This is a genomic window from Streptomyces mutomycini (genome assembly GCF_001700505.1).
GTDB classification, from domain to species: Bacteria; Actinomycetota; Actinomycetes; order Streptomycetales; family Streptomycetaceae; genus Streptomyces; species Streptomyces mutomycini.
Genome location: NZ_MAPV01000077.1, coordinates 791 through 19058 on the forward strand (window position 1 = coordinate 791; position 18268 = coordinate 19058).

12 protein-coding genes are annotated in these 18268 nt (G+C 71.9%); 11 read left to right on the plus strand and 1 reads right to left on the minus strand.

Annotation, left to right across the window (positions count from 1 at the left end; all coding sequences use genetic code 11):
* The first annotated feature begins 345 nt into the window (after positions 1-345).
* The 11 genes from BFF76_RS34420 to BFF76_RS11940 all read left to right on the plus strand — a co-directional run bounded on the left by BFF76_RS34420 (position 346) and on the right by BFF76_RS11940 (position 17191).
* Positions 346-477, plus strand: coding sequence for a hypothetical protein (locus BFF76_RS34420; RefSeq protein WP_267882478.1), 132 nt, complete (start codon positions 346-348; stop codon positions 475-477).
* Entirely contained in the window at positions 474-1574 is a 1101-nt protein-coding gene (locus tag BFF76_RS11895) for a 4-oxalomesaconate tautomerase (RefSeq protein WP_275935658.1), read from the plus strand. The genes BFF76_RS34420 and BFF76_RS11895 overlap by 4 nt, the downstream gene beginning before the upstream one ends.
* Before the next feature lie 744 nt (positions 1575-2318).
* Complete coding sequence (locus BFF76_RS34425) at positions 2319-3794, plus strand: acyltransferase domain-containing protein (RefSeq protein ID WP_167359488.1); 1476 nt, start codon at positions 2319-2321, stop codon at positions 3792-3794.
* Positions 3791-9961, plus strand: coding sequence for an SDR family oxidoreductase (locus tag BFF76_RS11905; protein ID WP_065848172.1), 6171 nt, complete (start codon positions 3791-3793; stop codon positions 9959-9961). Before BFF76_RS34425 ends, BFF76_RS11905 begins: the two co-directional genes overlap by 4 nt.
* Positions 9962-9978: 17 nt before the next feature.
* Positions 9979-11013, plus strand: coding sequence for a 3-oxoacyl-[acyl-carrier-protein] synthase III C-terminal domain-containing protein (locus BFF76_RS11910; protein ID WP_141695592.1), 1035 nt, complete (start codon positions 9979-9981; stop codon positions 11011-11013).
* A gap of 9 nt (positions 11014-11022) precedes the next feature.
* Positions 11023-12483, plus strand: coding sequence for a cytochrome P450 (locus BFF76_RS11915; RefSeq protein ID WP_065848174.1), 1461 nt, complete (start codon positions 11023-11025; stop codon positions 12481-12483).
* 4 nt (positions 12484-12487) lie between these two features.
* Positions 12488-13594, plus strand: coding sequence for a Rieske 2Fe-2S domain-containing protein (locus BFF76_RS11920; protein ID WP_079122375.1), 1107 nt, complete (start codon positions 12488-12490; stop codon positions 13592-13594).
* A gap of 105 nt (positions 13595-13699) precedes the next feature.
* Positions 13700-14593: a 3-hydroxyacyl-CoA dehydrogenase family protein gene (locus tag BFF76_RS11925; protein WP_053929468.1), complete on the plus strand. Its 894-nt coding sequence runs from the start codon at positions 13700-13702 to the stop codon at positions 14591-14593.
* Complete coding sequence (locus BFF76_RS11930; protein WP_065848176.1) at positions 14590-14889, plus strand: acyl carrier protein; 300 nt, start codon at positions 14590-14592, stop codon at positions 14887-14889. The genes BFF76_RS11925 and BFF76_RS11930 overlap by 4 nt, the downstream gene beginning before the upstream one ends.
* Positions 14882-15988, plus strand: a complete 1107-nt coding sequence (locus BFF76_RS11935; RefSeq protein ID WP_065848177.1) for an acyl-CoA dehydrogenase family protein — start codon at positions 14882-14884, stop codon at positions 15986-15988. Before BFF76_RS11930 ends, BFF76_RS11935 begins: the two co-directional genes overlap by 8 nt.
* 84 nt (positions 15989-16072) lie before the next feature.
* Positions 16073-17191, plus strand: coding sequence for an HAD-IIIC family phosphatase (locus BFF76_RS11940; protein WP_065848178.1), 1119 nt, complete (start codon positions 16073-16075; stop codon positions 17189-17191).
* 61 nt (positions 17192-17252) lie between these two features.
* Here the strand turns inward: BFF76_RS11940 and BFF76_RS11945 are convergent, their stop codons facing one another.
* A complete protein-coding gene (locus BFF76_RS11945; protein WP_031090847.1) occupies positions 17253-17915 on the minus strand; it encodes an O-methyltransferase in 663 nt (220 codons plus the stop codon).
* Positions 17916-18268 lie beyond the last annotated feature (353 nt).

The window sequence follows — 18268 nt, forward strand, 5'->3', positions numbered from 1 at the left end:
CCCCTCTCCCGGGAGAGGGGCCGGACCCACATGTCGTGGTACGGACGTGAGCGCAGTCGGCCCAGTCGCAGGCGCGGCATTATGGAACAAAATTGTTGACAATCCCGTTGACCTGGTTTTAGGTTCTACATGCACTCACTCGGGTGACGGCGAGGCCGAAGCGAGTCGGTCCGGCCCAGGGGAGCAGGCCGGTCAGCCGCCCCTGACTCCACTGCGCCAGGCGGTTCTGCGCGGCTCCGCGCCGGCGCACCGCGCGCAGGGCCGCGCCGGTGGGTGTGAAGCCCTGCCCAGCAAGGAGAGTTCAGTCATGAGAACCGACACGGCGCTGATCGCGGAGCGGCCGGCATGAGCGCGGCGCCGACGGCCGAGAGGCGCGCGGCCTCCCTGGAGGGTCAATTCGGCCCGCACCTGAACGGACTGCGGGAGAGCGCGCGGTACTCCTCGTACGAGGACCACGTCCGGGAGGCCGGGGCGTGACCGGGGGGCCGGCGGAGGTGCGCTGCCTCCTGATGCGGGGCGGTACATCGAAGGGCGCCTACTTCCTGGCCGACGACCTGCCGCGGGACCCGGCAGCCCGTGACGATCTGCTCCTTCGGACCATGGGCAGCCCCGATCCGCGCCAGATCGACGGACTGGGCGGGGCGCACCCGCTCACCAGCAAGGTCGCGGTGGTGTCCGTACCGGACGACCCGGACGTCGATGTGGACTACCTCTTCCTCCAGGTCGCCGTCGACGCCGCGGAGGTGTCCGACCGTCAGAACTGCGGCAACCTGCTCGCAGCCGTCGGCCCCTTCGCCGTCGAGCGGGGGCTGGTCGCCGCCGGGGACGGGCACACCTCCGTACGCATCCGGATGGTCAACACCGGTGACCTGGCCACGGCGACCTTCCCCACTCCGGACGGGCGCGTCGACTACACGGGGACGGCGCGGATCTCCGGGGTGCCGGGGACCGCCGCACCGGTGGTGATCGAGTTCGAGCAGGGCGCCGCGCCGCTGCTGCCGACCGGCCGGGCCCGCGAGGTCATCGCTGGTACGACGGTGACCTGCGTCGACAACGGAATGCCGACCGTACTCATCCCGGCGGACGCCCTGGGCGTCACGGGCTACGAGACTCCACAGGAACTGGAGGACAACGCCGCCCTGCGCGACCGCGTCGAGAGGATCCGGCTCGAAGCGGGACCTCTCATGGGCCTCGGCGACGTCCGGGACGCGACGGTGCCCAAACTCAGTCTGCTGGCCCCGCCCGCCCGTGACGGCGCGGTGACGACCCGTACCTTCATCCCGCACCGCTGCCACACCTCCATAGGCGTCCTCGGTGCGGCCGGTGTCGCCGCCGGGCTGCTCGTGTCCGGCAGTGTCGCCGAGGGCATCGCCCGGCTCCCCGCCCACGGCGCCCGGCTGCGCATCGAGCACCCCACCGGATTCCTCGACATCGAGGCCGCCGTCGGAGCCGGTGCGGACGGCGCCCCTGCGGCCGGCCGCACCGCCGTGGTGCGTACCGCGCGGAAGATCTTCGACGGCACCGTCTTCCCCCGGCCCGGGCGGACAGCCCCGGTACTCGATCCCTCCTCGTGAGGAGCCGCAGCCGACTCCCCCTTCGCGGTGGCGTCGCCCACGCCGGGTGCTGACCCGGCGTGGGCGGGAATGTCGCCGACGCCGGAGCGGGCTGCTGCGTGGAAAGCGCCGGGAAAGCCTGAGCACTGCCCCATCGCGGCCGCCCCCGGAAGCCCCGCTTTCGAATCGGACTTCATATGGGCACCGAAGAGCCGGCAAACAAATACCAAACAAACATTGATTCCCCGTCGGTGGGCCGACGGGGAATTTTGATTCCTGGACCAGGCGTCCGGTCTCGGCCAAGCCGGCTCGTCGAAATTGGATCGAATTCCCGGCGGTGTGATGTTTGAAGACGTCAATCACACCGGATCAAAGCGGGACACTACGGAGGCTAACGCCTCAAATGGTCAACCCGGCTAACATGCGCCTCGCTCGACGGCAAGAGTGCAATCGCCATCCGCTGTTACATGATTGATGAACAGTGAACACAATCGCTTCAGGCCGAAACTAGATCGTTGACCCTCCCGGAGGCGCGCCGCTACCTTCGATGGCAGCCCCGTTCAGCAGGAGAGATGCCGTCGGGGAGTTGTGCATTCACAGGAATGACAATCAACGAGGGGCGGCCGGGGGCGCATTCGTTTCCGCCCACCGCCCGGGTGCAGCCTTGCAAGAGGACACATTTCGTCGCGCCGTCGTGTGCGTTTCACGACCCCGGCCGGCCATGCGAATTCGCCTGCGGTCGGGACAGAGATGAGGGTGATGCACGTGGTGAATTCTGTCTTTGTCATGCCCGGTACGGTGGCCGCCCCACGTGGGGGGATCCTGCGTGATTTCCACAACCGCTACGAGACCGTGCGCGAAACTCTGTCCCGCATCGACAAGGCGGCCCGGGAAATGGGGCTGCCCAACATCAGTGCGCGGCTGATCGAGGAGAACGGGACGAGCGACCAGCGCGGCCCGGAGGTGCAATATCTGGAGATATTCGCGGTCAGCATCGCGACGCACGACATGCTGATCGCCGAAGGGGCCCGGCCCGTCGCCGTCGTCGGGCAGAGCATCGGGGAGCTGTGGGCTCTGGCCGCCGCGGGGCACCTGTCCGTGGAGGACGCCGCGCGCCTGGCCGTGGCCCGGTCCCAGGTACTGACCCGGCAGAGCTGGGACGGAAAGATGCTGGCGGTCGGCGTGGACGGCCCCAGGGCGGAGTCGCTCGCCGGACTGATCAACCATCCCCACCTGGTGCTCGCCTGCGAGAACGCCCCCCGGCAGAGCGTCATCAGCGGCCCCGAAGCGCTGATCGAGCACGTGGAACGGGTGGCCGACGCACTGGGCTGGCCGAGTTTCCCCCTGGGCGTCCCGCATCCGACCCACTCCCCGGCGATGGCGCAGGCCGCACGCGACCTGCGGGCGACCGCGCCCCGTGTTCCGTACGGCGCCGGGCGCTGGCGCGTGTGCTCACCCTGGCTGGGGCGGGACATCGGCGACGACGACCCGGTCGACCTGGTCGCCGGCGCGCTCACCGCCCGCGTCCGGATGCTGCACACGATCCGTGACCTGCACGCGGCGGGCGCGGACGTCTTCGTGGAGTGCGGGGAGTGGCCCGTCGTCACCAAGTTCGTCGAGGCGTCGGTCCCGGGCGTGCGGTGTGTCGTCCCGCTGAGCGAGAGCGATCCGGCCGGAGCCGTCCGGGCGCTGGTCACCGAGCCCGCCGCGGGTGGCCCGTTCTCCCGCGTGCCGGCGTCGCCGGGCAACGGGCACGGTCCCGTCGCGCGGGCAAGCGTACCCGTGGCGGCCGAGCCGGTTCCGGTGCTCCCCGCCGTTCCGCTGCCCGACGGGCCCGCACCGGCGGCCCCCGTGTCCTACGTGGCCCCCGCCGCCTCTCCGGTGCCCGCGGCCGTCGCCCCGGCTGCGGTCGCACCCGTCGCCGTCGCCCCGGTCGTGGTCGCCGCAGCCCCCGTCACCACACCCACGTCCGTAGGGTTGGACTACGAGTCGGTGCTGGACGAGTTACAGACTCTGTACGGGGAGTTCCTCGGCTATCCGCCGGACCTCCTCGGTGAGGACGACGGTCTGGAGTCCGATCTGGGTGTGGAGTCGCTCAAGCAGGTCGTCCTGCTGGGGCGGGTGTCCGACCGGTTCGACCTGCCCGGTCTCCGGGCGAACTCCTCCCTGCTGACCGTCGGCACCCTGCGCCGGATCGCGGAGACTGTCGTAGAGGCGCGGGCGGAGGCTGCCGGGCGATGAGCTCCACAGACAGTCTGCGAGGCCGGGTCGCACTGGTGACCGGAGCCGCGAAGAGCCTCGGTGCGGACATCGTCCGCCGCCTGGCACGGGGCGGCGCCCATGTGATCGTCAACTACTTTCACTCGGTCGAGCAGGCGGAGCTGCTGCGGGCCGAGCTGGAGCGCGCTGGTCACAGCTGCGAGTTCATCCGTGCCTCGGTGGCCAAGACCAGCGAGATCGACCGGATGTTCGACCTGATCCGGGAGCGCCACGGCGGCCTGGACATCCTGATCAACAACGCCGCGGGCGGGGCCTTCCTGCCGCTCTTCGACATCGACGACACCTACTGGCAGCGGGCGTGGTCCACCAATGTGATGGGCGCCTATCACTGTTCACGCCGGGCGGCCGAGCTGATGAAGGGCAGGGAGGGCGCGAGCATCCTCTGCCTGTCCAGCGTCGGTGCGCACCAGCCGGTTCCTGGTTACGGGCCCGGCGGGGTCACCAAGGCGGCCCTGGAGTCACTGGTCCGCTACCTGGCGCTCGAACTGGCCGGTCAGGGCGTCCGGGTCAACACCGTGCTGCTGGGCTCCGTCGACAGCGAGATCGTCGTCAATCTCGACGACCCGGCGGCGGTGCACACCGATCCGGCGGGGACCAGCGAGCTGATGCGACGTACCCTCTCGACGCCGGCCGCGGCCAAGTTGATCTGCCATCTCCTGCACGAGGACACCGGCTTCATCACCGGTCAGACCATCGTCGCCGACGGCGGCATCAGCATCGGCGGGATGCAGGGCATGCGGCTGCACAGCAGGCTCGCGGACCAGGTGAGTGTGCCCGCCCGGAACCAACCGGCCCCCTCGGCGGCGGCGGTGACGGCAGCGGTGACGACGCCGACGTCCGAGGCTCACCGGCCCGCCCCCGAGCGGCCGGCGGCCCCGGTCCCGGTTCCGGTACGGACACCGGAACCGCGACCCGCGCCGGCCGCTGCCCTGCCGGCACCCCCACCGGCGCCCGAACCCCCACCGGCAGCATCCGCGCCCACGCCTGCACCAACGGCGGCGGCCCCTACGCCGGACGAGGCGCCGGACGAGGCCCCGGACGAAGCGACGGAGACGGACCCCGGCGCCGTCGCGGTGGTCGGCCTCGGCCTGGCCCTGGCCGGTGCGAACAACACGGCCGAGTTCTGGGACCGACTGCGGGAGGGCGTCCTGCTCTCCAGCGAACCGTCCGCCTTCGACCTGAAGCACTTCTGGGCTCCCACCCGTGAGGAGACCGACGCCTTCTACGTCCGTGAGGCCGGCTACCTCCACGACTTCGTCCCCGACCCCGCCTCGATCGCCGAACCGGACGGTGACGCCGACCACCCCGGCCGGCCGCGGACCACCCGCTGGCTGCGGCACTGCGCCGTCCAGGCGCTGGCAGGCGTCAGCCGACGCCCGACGGACCGGTGGCTCGCCGCGACGACCGGTATCCACGACCAGACCGGGCTCGGCCCCCAGGGTGTCGTCCTGGGCGACGAGTACCGGCGGATGGTGCGCGACGCCGTCCCGGCCGGGTCGGACGGTGACTGGCTGGCCGAGATGGCCGACCACGCGATCAGCGCGTACTACGGTGGCGACGGCGGGGATCCGAAGGCGTACCTGCCCGCGTCCGTCTCCCGTGACGCGCTACGCGGGCTTATCCCCGCCGGTTCCCAGCACCTGACCCTCGACGCGGCCTGCGCCAGTGGGCTGTTCGCCCTGGACGCCGCGGTCAAGGCGCTGCGTGAAGGCTCCTGCGACGTGGCGCTGGCCGGCGGGACCTCGGTGATCGAGCCGATCGGGTTCACGCTCTTCTGCCGCGCCCAGGGCATCTCGATGAGCGGCAGGGTGCGCCCCTTCGACCAGGCGGCCGACGGCACCCTGATCGGTGAGGGCGCCGTCGTGCTCACCCTCAAGACGTACGCGCGGGCCGTGGCCGACGGCGACCCGGTGCTCGGTGTCATCCGGGGCACCGGTCTCGCCGCCGACGGCCGGGGCAAGGGCATTCACGCTCCGGCCACGCGCGGACAGGAACTGGCGATAGCCCGGGCCTGGGCGGACGCGGGCGTCGAGGCCGACGACGTGGACTGGGTCGTGGCGCACGGCACCGGCACGCCGGTGGGCGACGAGATCGAACTGCGCTCGCTGCTCTCCCGGCTGGGGCCGCGGGAGCGGGCATGCCTGCTGACGTCGAACAAGCAGGTCTTCGGGCACACCGGTGTGCTGGCGGGCCTGGTGTCGGTCGCGCACGCGCTGGTCGCCCTGGAACGCGGAGCGGTCCCGGGTCAGCCCGTGGTCACCGACCCGCACCCGCTGCTGGGGGACGGCACCCATCTGACTGTTCCGGTCGAGGACGCGCCCTGGACGGCGGACGGGGCACGACCGCGTGTGGTCGGGGTGTCGTCGTTCGGCCTCGGTGGAGCGGACGCGCACGTGGTCCTGTCCGACCGCGTGCCGCAGGCCGCCCCCGCGCACCGGCGAGGCGGTGACGCGGTCGCCGACACCGAGGACCTGGTCGTCGTGGGCTGGAACACCCACCTGCCCGGTCTGGACGCCGCCCGGGTTCCCGCCTGGCTGGCCGGTGACGGCCCGCTCCCGGCATCCGGCTTCGGTACGCCGTATCCACTGCCGTCCCCACGGGACGTGCGCATCCCGCCGCTGACGATGCGTCATATGGACGCCGCGCACCTGATGATGCTCGAGGCCCTCGGACCGCTGCTGGACCGGCTCGGGGAGCCGGGCGCCGGTCTGCGGCCCAGCACGGCGGTGATGGTGGGATCGACGCTGCCGACCACGCACAACACCCAGGCGGCGCTGCGGGTGCACGCCCGCGAGGCCGCCACCACGTTCGACATCCTGCCCGACCCGGTACAGGCGCGGACGCTGAGGGAGTACCTGGCGAAGGGGATGGCCGAGGCGAAGGGGGTGATCCCCGGCGACCTGAACGAGGACGACTTCACAGGCGCGGTCTCCTGCATCCTGTCGGGCCGGGCCGCCAACTACTACGACTTCCAGGCCATGGGAGTCAGCCTCTACTCCCAGCGGGACTCGACCCACACGGCCGTCGACCTGGCCCTGCGCCAGCTCCGGCACCGGGCGTGCGACCTGGCCCTCGTCGGAGCCGTGTGCCTGCGGCCGATCAGCGGCTGGGACCGCTACCTCGACGGTCTGGTGCCGGAGGGCCGGTCCATCGCCGAAGGTGCCGCCGTGCTGGCGGTCACCCGGCGCTCGACCGCGCTGGAGCATCAGCTGCCCGTCCTGGGCACGCTCTCCACCGCGGTCGACGGTGCCGGTCCCGGACACCCGGCCACGCCCGCGCACGCCCTGCCCGTGCTGGTCGGCGCCGGACACACCTATCTGTCGCTGGACGCCCTGCTGGCGGTCCTCAAGGGCGTTGTCACCGCGACGGACACCGTGGTGACGCCCGCCGCCGCCGGATCACCGCTGATCCGGTTCACCCGGCCGTCCGACGACCCGCCCCGCCGCACCCCGGAGGCCGCCGTGCACACCGGGCCGGAGGAGTCCGCGCGTACGGAGCCGCTTCACCCCGCACGGACCGGGCCGGAGGAGTCCGTACGTACGGAGCCGCTTCACCCCGCACGGACCGGGCCGGTACCCGCCGAGCCCGGACGGACGGAGGAGTTCACCGGCCGACGCCAGACCCTCCGGCTCGTCCCGACGCCCCCGCCGCCCGGAGACCCGGCCACGGCGCCGATCCCGCCGGGCACCATCGTCCTCACCGACGCCCCGGATCTCGCGGCTGCGGTCACCGGCCCGGACACCGCCGTCTGGTCGCCGCGAGCGGGCGTCGGGGGCGCCGATCACGTACCGGCCGAGGAGGCACCCGGCACCCTGGCCGGCCTGCCGTTCGTGCCCCGTCACATCCGGGTCCTGTCCCGGCTGCCCGTCCACGACGACGTGGCCGACGAGGCCGAGGCCACCCGGCTGGAAGATCTCCAGGACCTCACCTTCACCACCCTCCAGGCGGCGCTGCCGGCGCTGCGCACCGGCGGCACGCTCAGCGCGGTCCTGCTCGGGGCGGTGCCGCACGACCTGCCGCCCCCGCTGAGCGGCCTGTTCACCGGCCTCATCCGCTCCGTCCGCGCCGAGGTCCCGCAGTGCGGCGGGGTGACCCTGCTCAGCGACGCACCGGACGCCGCCACCGCCCTGGACCAGCTGGCGCGGGCCGGCACGGCCCAGGTGCCGACGCACACGCTCGTCCACCGCGCGGACGGCTGGCTGACCCTGGCCGTCGCCGACGACCACGCGGCACCGCCCCCCGCGGGAGAGGCCACACTGCCGCCCGGCGCGGTCGTGGTCGCCTTCGGCGGCGCCCGGGGCATCACGCCCGAGCTTCTCCACGCCCTCGCCCGCACCAGCGAACGGCCGCATGTGTACGTCATAGGCCGCACCCCGCTGCCGGAGGACGGTGAAGCGCTCCCCCCGCAGGCCGAGTTCATCGCCGCCGAACGCCGCAGGCGCCCCGACGCGCCGGTGCGTGAGCTGAGAGCCGCGTACGAGAAGGCCGAGGCGCGCCTGGAAGTGCTCCGTACGGTGGAACGGCTGGCGGAGCTGTGCGGCCGGGACCGTGTCCATCACCGGGCGTGCGACATCCTGGACGCCGGGCGCACCACCGCCGTCCTCGCCGAGGTCCTCGACCGGCACGGACAGATCGACCTGCTCGTCAACACCGTCCTCGATCTGCGTTCGCGTGCGCTGCACGCCAAGACCCTGACCGATTTCCGGGCGGTCCGTACCACCAAGGCGACCGGCTACCGCAACCTCAAACGGGCCCTGGCCGGGCGCCCGCCCCGGATCTGGTGCAACTTCAGCACCCTGGCCACCCTCGCCCCCGCGCCCGGTGACATCGACTACTGCGCCGTCAACGAGTACCTCGCGTTCGCCGGCGCCCAGGCCCAGCGGCAGGCACCGGACGGCCACCGGGAGGTCGCGGTCCTGTGGAGCGGCTGGCGGGAGGTCGGTGTCGCCAGCAGCGTCAGCATGCGCGAGACCCTCAAGCGCAACCAGATGGACGCCTACATCAGCACCGCACAGGGACAGGCGCAGTTCCTGTCCGCCGTCACCCGGCCACCGGCCGGCGGGGTGTCGTTCTTCATCCGGGAGGAAGAACGCCGGCTGCTGGCCCTGCGCGGGATCAGCACCTACGGTGCCGCCGCCGATCCGCGTCCCCCCGCCCCGGACGCGCCACCGCCCGCCCCGCCGGATCCGGCGCTGACGACGCCACTGCTCGACGGTGTCCAGTACCGGGGCGAGGACTGGGCCGTCTTCACCAAGACCTGGGATCCGCTCACGCTGGCCGAGGAGGACGGCCGGTGGATGCGCCACCACCGGGTCAACGGCGCGTACACACTGCCCGGCACGTTCACCCTCGAGGCGGCGGCCGGCGCGGCCGTGGCCCTGTGCCCCGGTCTCGTGGTCACCGGGTTCCGCGGCCTCTCCTGCCGGACGTCGATCACGGTCAGGCTCGGCGGACCGCTGCGTACCGTCGCGGTGGAGGCCCGGGTCACCCGCCGCGAGCGCGACCGCGCCGAGGTGTCCGTCAGGATGACCGCCCACCGGCTCGGCAAGAACGGCAAGGTGCTGCGCTTCAACGACCTGCTGTGCGAGACGAAGGTCCTGCTGGCGGATCGCTACCCCGCGCTCGCCGGCCCTCCCGACTGCTCGTCCCACGAGCCCGAACCTGATTTCGCGATGCCGGTCTACTCCCCCGATCCGCCGATCTCGCTCACAGGCCCGTTCGCCGGCACCGGCGACTACGCCCGCGGCCCGGACGGGAACAGCGCCAGGTTCGGCCTGGACCACGCCGCCTGGGCTCCGGCCCTGGACGGGATGGCCGTGCCGACGATCCTGCTGGACGCCATGGTGCACCTGTTGTTGCTGCCGCCGCGTGGTGACAGCCCTCCACTGGTGGGCCCGATGGCCGGCCTCGACGAGGTCGATCTCGGCGGGCCGGGCAACGACTGCCGGCTCAGCGCGGACCATCCGGCCATCCGGCTGCACTGCGACTACGCCACCGGGGACCTGACCGCCACGACCGGTGACGGCCGGGTGCTGGCCCGGATCGCCGGGGTCACCGCACACCCCCTGGACCACAGCGGAGAAGTGATCAGGCCCCGCGCACGCGTTCCCCAGTCGCCCCTTACGTGACAGCCGAGGAGACAGCAGTGTTGTGGCAGGAGATCACGATCGCCGGGACCGGAGCGTGGGTACCCCCCATCAGGCCCGCCGAGCAGGAGCCGCAGGGCGGGCCGGGCACCCGGCAGCCCTCCACCCGGCAGCCCTCCACCCTGGCGCTCAACGGGTTCACCTCGGCCGCCGTCTCGACGGACGACACGGCGACGCGGATGGCGGCCCGTGCGGGCCTCAAGGCGCTGCGCCACGCCGACGTCCCCAGCGCCGACCTGAGTCTGCTCGTGCACGCCGGCTTCCAGGACGGGGACCACTACACGCCCGCGGCCTACCTGACGCGGGTGCTGGGCGGGAAGGACACCGCCGGGATCGAGGTGGGCGCGGCCAGTGACGGCGGGGCCGCCGCACTCGTCGCCGCGGCCGAACACCTCACCGCCCGGCCGGCCGCGAAAGCCGCGCTGGTCACGACCGGTGCCCGGTTCCCGGACGAACGATGGGGATATTCGAAGGAGTTGGGTTACGTCGCCGGTGACGCCGGTGCCGCCGCCGTCCTCACGCGCGGTACGGGCTTCGCCCGTCTGGTGGCGACCGCCCACGCCACCGAGCCGCAACTGGAGGCGCAGACCCGGGCCAGGGAGGGGTACACGGGTGCCGCCCGGCGGTTCCCGGTCGAGGAGACCGGGTTCATGCCCCACATCGAGGTGCTGCAACGGGCCACCCACCGCTGCATCCGGACCGTCCTCGACGAGGCCGCCGTGAAGCCGGCGGACATCTCGCACGTGGTGCCCATCGCGATCGGGTCGGTCGTCCTCGACCTGCTGCTTTCGGGCTCGCCGCTCGGCCTGCGTGCCGACGACACCAGCTGGACCTACGGCCGGCACCTCGGCCACGCAGGCCCGTCCGACGTCCTACTCGCCCTCGACCGGACGTTCCGCTCCGGCACCCTGCGGGCCGGGGACCGCGTCCTCGTCGTGAGTTTCGGGGTCGGCTTCCGCTGGACCACCGTGCTGATCGAGATCACCCGCGACTCCGCCACGGCGGCATTCGCCGGTGGTTCAGAGACAGAATGAGGTTTGTCCATGACAGACACGAGTACCGCGACCGCGGCGTCGGTTCCGCTCGCGCCCCGGGCCCTGCCGCTGCTGGGCCACGCGCTGCCCCTGCTCCGTGATCCGCTGGCGTTCATCATGTCCCTTTCCGGGTACCGCGAGTTGGTCCGGGTGCGGCTCGGCCCGAGTACCGCCGTGATGGTCTGTGACCCTGCCCTGACCCGGCAGGTGTTCCTGAACGACCGCGTCTACGACAAGGGCGGCCCGATCTACGACCGGATCCGCGAGGTCATCGGTGACGGCCTGTCCACCTGCTCGTACACCCTGCACCGGCGGCAACGGCGGCTGTGCCAGCCCTCTTTCCACCCCACCCGGCTCCCCGGGTACGGCGCGGTGTTCGCCCGCGCGGCGGAGCTGAAGTCCAGGTCCTGGCGCGACGGCGACGTCCTGGACGTCACCCAGGAAATGATGACGCTGACGACGCGGGCCACCATGGAGACGATGTTCAGCGGCGCGCTGCCGGAGGAGACCATGCGGCGCGCCCTGGCCGACACCGCCACCATCGTGAGTGCGTTCTTCCGCCGGATGATGACGCCGGCCCTGCTGCGTCGGCTGCCGACCCGGCAGAAACGCCGGTACGACCAGGCACGGCACCGGCTGTCGGACACCATCGCGGAGATCATCGCCGAGCGGCGTGCCGATCCCACGGACCGTGCCGATCTGCTCTCGACACTGGTCGGGGCGGTCGACGAGGAGAGCGAGGACGGCCGGAGGCAGCTGAGCGACGCCGAGTTGGCGGACGAGGCACTCACGTTCTTCCTCGGGGGGATGGAGACCACGGCCATCACCCTGGCCTGGGCGCTGCACCTGCTCGCCACGAACCCGGACGTCCAGCACCGCCTCCAGGCCGAGACCGACAGCGTCCTGGCGGGCGGAAGGCTCGATGCAGCGCACCTGCCGTCCCTCGGCCTGGCCTCCCGGGTCGTGACGGAGACGCTGCGGCTGTATCCGCCCGCCTGGATGATGACCCGCACCGTCAGGCAGGACGCCGAACTCGGCGGGGTACGCCTCAAGAGCGGCAGCACCCTGGTGCTCAGCGCGTACCTCCTGCACCGGCGGTCCGATCTCTTCGCCGACCCCGACCGGTTCGACCCGGACCGCTGGCTGGGCGTCCAGCCCGACCGGGCCTCCTACATCCCCTTCGGCGCCGGCCCCCGCAAGTGCATCGGGGACCAGTTCGCCCTCACCGAGGCCATCCTGGCCCTGACCGCGATCGTCTCCCGCTGGGAGCTGACCCCGGCCGGCGAGCAGCCGTTCAAGCCCAAGGTGGAGACCAGTCTGAGTTCGCGCGGACTGACCCTGCGGCTCAGCGCGCGGCGGACGGGCAGCGCCGACGGCGCCGGGCTGCACGCCGCCTCTTCGCGGTCCGCGCCTGCCCAGCCGTCCACCCCGGCGGGCGCCCCCGTCTGCCCGGTGCAGCACCAGGAGTGACGCCATGAAGCCTCACCTGAAACCCCTAGTGAAGCAGCTTCTCAGCTCCCGGGAGGCCGGCCGGCCCGGCGCGGCCCCGGCCGACACCCTGCACGCTCCCTCCCGTCCGTACCCGAACGGATGGTTCTGCCTGGCCTTCAGCGACGAGCTGGGGCGCGGGTCCGTCACCACGCGTCCGCTCGCGGGCACGGAGGTCGTCCTCTACCGGACGACCCGTGGTCTGCTGAGAGCCGTCCGGCCGCGGTGCCCGCACCTGGGGGCGCATCTCGGGGTCGGGGGATCGGTCGAGGGCGAGGACATCGTCTGCCCCTTCCACCGCTTCGCCTTCGACCCGGCCGGCGTCTGCGTGCGCACCGGTTACGACAAGCCGCCGCCGAAGGCGTCGCTGTCGCAGTACCCGGTGTGCGAGGTCAACGGCTCGGTCTACGTGTGGTGGCACGCCCTCGGTCTGCCCCCGGAGTGGGACGTCCCGGCGCTGCCCATGGATGAGCGGCAGCCGTACAGCCACGACACCTTCGACATCGCCGGCCACCCGCAGGACGTCATCGAGAACGCGTTCGACTGGGGTCATCTGCCCGCACTGCACGGTCTCAAGGATCTGGAGATCGGGGGCAACCCGGTGGCCGGGAAACCGATCAGCACCGTCACCGCCACCGCACGCGGCACCATGATGCGCGGGTCCCGCCAGTCGTACACGCTCACCGTGATCGGACTGGGCACCATCGCGGCGAGGACGGTCCTGCCCCGGGGTGCGGGCAACCTGTACGTGATGCTCCACGCGACCGCCACCGGCGCGGGACGCATACATCTCCGGTTCGGTACGAAGCTGGAGCTGACCGGCATCCCCGGCCTGCCCGAGCGGATCGGGCGCGCGGCGGCGCTGCCCGCCGCCCGGCTGCTCAGCGCCGTCCTCCAGCGGGTGGCGAGCGTCGACACCGGCGCGGACCTGCTGATGTGGCACCACCAGGAGCACGTCGAACACCCGAAGCTCGCCAAGGGCGACGGACCGATCGGCCGTTACCGGCAGTGGGCGCAGCAGTTCTACACGGAACCCACGGGGGTCGCACCACCTCAGCCTTCCCGGACCGAAGCGGGCCGCCCGGAGAAGTGACCGGGGGCGGCGGTCCGGGTCCTCCCGTGGCCGCCGTCGGCGATCACCGTGATTCGACGTAGCCCGGGAGCCTCCCGGCCGGGCCGGGACCGAAAGAGGGACGACATGGCAGCGGAGAGCGGTACGCCCGGCGCCGGGCTGCGACTGGCTGTGCTCGGAGCGGGGGTGATGGGGTCGGGCATCGCCGCGCTGGCCGTCGGGCACGGGATCGCGGTGTCGCTGGTCGACCTGGACCGGCGCCGGCTGGACGAGGCACCGGCGAGGATCGGCCACCAGGTGCGGACGGCGCAGCTGATGGGCGCCCTGCCGGACGGGGTGGCCCCCGGCGCTCTCGGCACCTGCCTGTCGCTCGCCGATCTGGTGACGGCCGGCGACGCGGCGCCCACCGCGGTGATCGAGGCGGTCACCGAGGACGCCGACGCGAAGGCGAAGGTCCTCGCGGACGTGTCCGCCCTGGTCGCGCCCGGCACCCCCATCATCTCGAACACGTCGGCGATCCCCATCGACGAGCTGGCCCGGGCGGCGGCAAGGCCGGAGGACCTCATCGGCACCCACTTCATGAATCCGCCCTACCTGATCCGGACGGTCGAGGTCATCCGGGGTACGCGGACCGGCGAGGCGACCCTGGACGCGCTGCGGGCGCTGCTCGCCGCGCTGCGCCGGGAGCCGGTCGTCGTCGCGGACGCGCCGGGTTTCGTCACCAGCAGGATCCTGCATCCCATGATCAACGATGCGGTCCGGGTGGTGGCGGCGGGCACCGCCGACGCCGAGTCGGTCGACCGGCTCATGCAGGGATGTCTGGGTCATCCGACGGGGCCGCTGCGCACCGCCGATCTCATCGGGCTGGACAACCTGGTCGACTCGCTGTGGGTGCTGCACGGCCGGACCGGCGACGAAGGCTGCCGCCCCTGCGACGTGCTGCTGGAGATGGTGCGGGCCGGCCACCTCGGCCGCAAGAGCGGGCGCGGCTTCTACGAGTACGAGGGAGAAAAGACATGACCACGTCACCCGACCATCCGGTGCCGGAACCCGCCGGCGACGCCGGCAGGGTCCGGACGGACCTGCTGCGATTCCTGGCGAAGCACACGGGGAGGGACTGGGCGACCGACGCGGACGTCTTCGGTAACGGGGGCCTGTCCTCGATCTTCGCCATGGAGCTGGTGGTGCATCTGGAGAGGACGTACGGCATCGCCATCCGCGGCGCCGACCTGCGGATGGACAACTTCCGCACCGTCCAGCGGATGGGCGCACTGGTCGAACGGCTCCGGCAGCCGGCCGGCGGTCCCGGTGCGTGACGCCGTCGCCGCGGCGGCCGCGGCGGTCACCGAACTGGTCGGCGACCGGGCGTCCGGCTGGGACCGGGCGGGCCGGCTGCCCGAAGACGTGGTGCGGGAACTCGGTGCGGCCGGACACCTCACCGCCCAGGTTCCGGCGAGGTACGGCGGACCTGGATGGAGCAGCGCGGACAGCGGCGAGTTCACCGCTCATGTCGGCAGCCTGTGCAGCTCGCTGCGGAGCGTCATGACCTCGCAGGGCATGGCCGCGTGGACCGTCGAACGGCTCGGTGACCCGGATCAGGCGTCGGATCTGCTGCCCCGGCTGACCTCGGGTGACACGGCGGCCGTGGCCTTCAGCGAACCGCAGGCGGGCAGCGACCTGTCGGCCATCGCGACCAGCGTCACCGTCGACGGCGACACCCTGTCGCTCACCGGCCGGAAGAAGTGGGTGACCGCAGCCGAGTACGCCGATCTCTTCCTCGTCGCCGCCCGGATGGGCGAGGACGGTGCCGTGGTGGTGGTGCCCCGCAACGCCCCCGGCGTCCAGGTGCGGCCGGTGCCGGATCCTCTGGGCTGCCGGGCTGCCGGGCACGCGGAGGTCCTGCTCGACGACGTGCGGTTGCCGCTCGACAGCCTGCTGGGTGGCGGGCGGCAGCCGCTGTCCCTGCTGGTGACGACGGCCCTGGCGTACGGCCGGATCTCGGTCGCGTGGGGGTGTGCCGGAATCCTGCGGGCCTGCGTGAGCGCGGCCGTCGGCCACGCCCGCTCCCGCCACCAGTTCGGCCGACCGCTGGGGCAGCACCAGCTCGTCGCCCGGCACCTGGCCGACCTGTGGACCGCCGAACAGGTCGCCACCCGGGCCTGCGAGTACGCAAGCCGCTGCTGGGACGAGAACGCCCCGGACCTGGTCACCGCCGTCGTACTGGCGAAGTACGTCAGTGCCGGGCACGCGGCCAGGGGCGCGGCCACCGCGGTGCAGGTGCTCGCGTCGGCCGGGGCGCGGGACGGTCACCTCGTCGCGCGGGCGTACCGCGACGCCAAGCTCATGGAGATCATCGAGGGCAGCGACGAGATGTGCCAGCTGATCCTGGCCGACCACGCGCTCAGCCGCCGGTGACCTCACCCGTGGCCACCGAACGTCATCACCGGGACGTCACGCACCACGACGTCGACACCAGGACGTCATCACAAGGAGCCGAACATGAGCGACACCGCGCCGGCGGTCCCGCCCGGGACCGTGAAGTGCCTGGTCTGGGACCTCGACAACACGCTCTGGCACGGCACGCTGCTGGAGGACGAGAACGTCGTCCTGTCCGAGGCGAACCGTGAGGTGATCGTCGGCCTGGACGCCCGGGGTGTTCTGCAGTCGGTGTGCAGCCGCAACGACCATGACATCGCCTGGGCACGGCTGGAGGCCCTCGGCATCGCCGACTACTTCGTCGTCCCGGAGATCGGCTGGGGGCCCAAGTCGGACGCGGTACGCCGGATCGCCGACCGGCTGGATTTCGCTCCCGGCACCCTCGCGTTCATCGACGACCAGCCGGCCGAGCGGGCTGAGGTCGCCTTCCACCTGCCCGAGGTGCGCTGTTACGCGGCACAGGACGCGACGACACTGCTGTCCCTGCCCGAGTTCAGCCCGAGGTCGGTGACCGTCGACTCGCGACAGCGCCGGACGATGTACCAGGCCGGCTTCCGGCGTACGGATGAGCGGGAGCGGTTCGCCGGTTCGTCCGAGGACTTCCTCCGCTCGCTGGACATGGTGATGCGCATCGGGCGGGCCACGGACGAGGAACTGTCACGGGTCGAGGAACTGACCCTGCGCACCAGCCAGATGAACGCGACCGGGGTGCATTACCCGGACGAGGTGCTGCGCGCGCTCCTCACCCTCCCGAGCCATGAGGTTCTGGTCACGACACTCACCGACCGCTTCGGGCCGCACGGCGCAGTGGGCGTGGTGCTGCTCGAGAAGCACGGACGGGCGTGGCACCTCAAGCTGCTCGCCACCTCGTGCCGTGTGGTGGCGTTCGGCGCCGGCACGATCATCCTGAACTGGCTGGTCGACCAGGCCGCCCTGGCCGGTGTCCATCTGCTGGCGGACTTCCGCGCCACCGACCGCAACCGGGTGATGGAGATCGCCTACCGGTTCGCGGGCTTCGACGAGCAGTCCTGCGACTGCCGGGACGAGATCCCGGAGAGTTCCGGTGAGGACGTCCTGCTGCTGCACCTCACCGCCGAGCGGCGGGAGCCTCCGACGACGGTCCGGCTGATCGCTCCGGACATGACCGACCTGGCGCCGACCCGGGCGGGACTCCCGGACTGAGTGCTGACGGTGCCTGGCCCGGGCCGGCCGGTGGGCCCGGTCCCGCAGCCACCGGCAGTGATCACCTGCGGCGGACCAGAGTGATGCCGTCGGCCATCGGGAGCATGCAGACATCGACCCGCCGGTCGTCGCGGATCGTGGCATTGACCTCACGGACACCGGTGGTGTCCGCGTCGTCGGCGAGAGGGTCGATGACCCGGCCGAAGAAAAGCGTGTTGTCCACCACCACCATTCCGCCCGGCCGCACAAGCCGCAGTGCCAGTTCGTAATACCGAGGATAATTCGCTTTGTCGGCATCGATGAAAACGAGACCGAAGCGGTCGGAATAACCGTCGGCGAGCATTTTCTCAAGAAGGTCGGCCGCCGCGCCGATGCGAAGATCTATACGCCCGGAAACGCCCGCGCGCCGCCAGTGATCGGCGCCGATCTCCGGCCATCGGTCGGTGATGTCACAGGTGATCAACCGCCCGTGCGGCGGAAGGGCGCGGGCCATGCACAGGGTGCTGTAGCCGGTGAAGGTGCCGAGTTCCAGCACGTCGACGACCCCGGCCGACGCGATCAGGAACGCGAGGAGCTGTCCTTCTTCCGGCATGACCTGCATCGCTTCGCCATGGGGTAACTCCGCGGTCAACTGCCGCAGGTCGCGCAGAATGTCGTCCTCCCTGAGAGAGAACTCCCTGACGTATTCCAGAAGCTTCGGACCGGTTGCAATCTGATTCGCCATGATGGCAACCCTAGATGATGCGCCAAAGAAATTGAATAGTGCATTGCGAGGGCCGCGCCGAGGCCGTGACCGGGACCCGGAATCGCGTCCCGGTGATGCTCCGCCGCTTGCGGACAGAGGCTCCGGAGCGAGCCGCGGTAGCCACTTCGGCGCGACCTGCGGCGGGCTACTCTTCTTCCGGGCGAGAGGGACCCGGGTGGCGAAACTGTTCCGGCCTGATCCCGGCGGTAGCAGCCTGATGTCCGGGTGGTCCGGAAGGGGCTCGGGGAGCGGTTCGGCTCCCGGACGGGCTCCCGGAATCCTCAGCGGCTCCCGGGCGGGCTGAGCCGTTCGCCGCCGTTCTGCTGCGTGGG